This is a genomic window from Segatella copri (assembly GCF_009495355.1).
In the GTDB taxonomy this organism is placed as follows: Bacteria; Bacteroidota; Bacteroidia; order Bacteroidales; family Bacteroidaceae; genus Prevotella.
Genome location: NZ_VZAD01000009.1, coordinates 1 through 1,931, shown reverse-complemented (window position 1 = coordinate 1,931; position 1,931 = coordinate 1). Strand labels below are relative to the sequence as shown.

The following is a 1,931-nucleotide window of genomic DNA, read 5'->3' as shown; positions in this document are numbered from 1 at the left end:
ATGAGGGTGTGTCATAAGTCTGTGACGCACCCTTTTTTATTTTTTCATCTTTCCTCTAACACGAAAAAAGAAAATTTCATTTTTATTTACAACAAAGCCCAAACTTTCACAAGCTCGGGCTTTGTCTTTCCGCAAAAAAATATGTATCTTTGCAGAAAACTTCTTAAAGTATGGCAAAGATACAAATAAAATCTGAAACTCGGCACGAATTGAGCTTTTTTCCTAACTCTTTTGATGAATATGTACCAAAAGACAGCAAAGTTCGTATGGTGGATCGTATTGTTCGCAGTATGGACATCAACCCTCTCATGGATACCTATGATGGGATTGGTGCTCCTCCTTACAGTCCGAAGATGCTTCTAAGTTTAGTTGTTTTTGCCTATATCAATGGCGTTTATTCCTGCCGTGGCATAGCGGACGCACTTAAATACGATGTTCGCTATATGTGGATTTGTGGAGGCAAGCGACTGTCTTTCGCGACCATCAACCGCTTTAGAACCAATCATATGATAAAGTGCATCGACTTCTATTTTGATGCAGTCGTCTCCATATTGGCTGAAAAGGGCGTGATTAGTCTGGAGGAACAATATGTTGATGGCACTAAGATAGAGTCGAAAGCAAACAAGTACACGTTTGTATGGAAGAAGACCGTGGAAAAAAACAGGGCTAAGCTCTTGGAAAAGACCTCTGCTGCATTGGATCAGATAAAAGAACAAATTCGCCTGAATGGCGGGAGTGACATTAGGGAAGAAGACAGCGAGCCAGCCACTTCCGCCAAGGATGTAGAGAGAAGTGCACGTTTGTGTGAGAGGCAAGTGAAGAACCTTCCTAAGGCAAAGCTTACAGGAAGAGAGAAGCAAAAGCTAAATACTCAGATAGATCACTTGTTCAAAGCCTCGGACAAACTGCGCGAGTATGAAAAATCACTGGATATACTGGGCGAGAGAAACAGTTACTCCAAGACTGATCCTGATGCGACCTTCATGCGCCTCAAGGAAGATGCCATGAACAATGGGCAGACAAAGCCTGCCTATAACCTTCAAATAGCGACAGAGAATCAATACTGGACGAATTTTGCCCTTTATCACAATCCAACGGACACCCTGACCTTCAAACCATTTTTGGATAAGTACAAGAAAAGACATGGAAAGCAATCCAAGTGCGTCACCGCAGACTCAGGATACGGATCAGAGGAGAACTATGAGTACATGGAGATGGAAGAGATGGTGGGATATGTAAAGTACAACTGGTTTCACAAAGAACAGCATAAACCTTTCAAGGAAGATGTCTTTAACCAAGCAAATTTCTACTATAATAGAGACGAAGACTATTACGTCTGTCCCATGGGACAACACATGAATCCTTGCGGACAACGGCAAACGAAAAGCGGCTCTGACTATGTGTCTGTCATTACATTATATAGAGCGCAGCGATGTGAAGGCTGTCCACTTGGGAGTCTTTGCAAGAAAGCCAAGGGTAACAGAACCATATATGTAAACCATAAGTTGAATGCATATAAAAAGGAAGCATTTTTGCTGTTGACGTCAGAGGAAGGTATGAAGCACAGGAGTCAGAGACCGATAGAGCCAGAAGCTGCGTTTGGACAGATGAAGGAAGACATGCATTACAAGCGATTCAGGCATTTCGGAAAGGACAAGGTTTACATGGACATAGGGTTGTTCGGTATAGGATTCAATTTGAAGAAACATTTGGGGATAAAACGATAAAACTCAATTTGGGTAGTTTTACCGTATGGGACAATTATGCCCTTTTGTGAGCTTTGGGGCTGTTTTGTTATCGATAAAACAAGAAAAGTAAAGTTTCTATACAATATAATAAGATTACCCTTGTGAAGAAAGGCTACGATTCAACTAAAATATACAGAAAAACACAAAAAAAGGGTGCGTCACAGACTTATGACACACCCTCAT

The 1,931-nt window shown here is 41.4% G+C and carries 1 protein-coding gene; it reads left to right on the top strand.

The window, feature by feature from the left end; genetic code table 11:
- Positions 1 to 170: 170 nt before the first annotated feature.
- Positions 171 to 1,727 (top strand): IS1182 family transposase, encoded by a 1,557-nt coding sequence (locus F7D20_RS00775; RefSeq protein ID WP_158462371.1) that lies wholly within the window; start codon positions 171 to 173, stop codon positions 1,725 to 1,727.
- The last annotated feature ends 204 nt before the right edge of the window (positions 1,728 to 1,931 follow it).

Bases quoted from the DNA above. Each gene is read 5' to 3' on its own strand.
- F7D20_RS00775 (WP_158462371.1), top strand. From the start codon at position 171: ATGGCAAAGATACAAATAAAATCTGAAACTCGGCACGAATTGAGCTTT.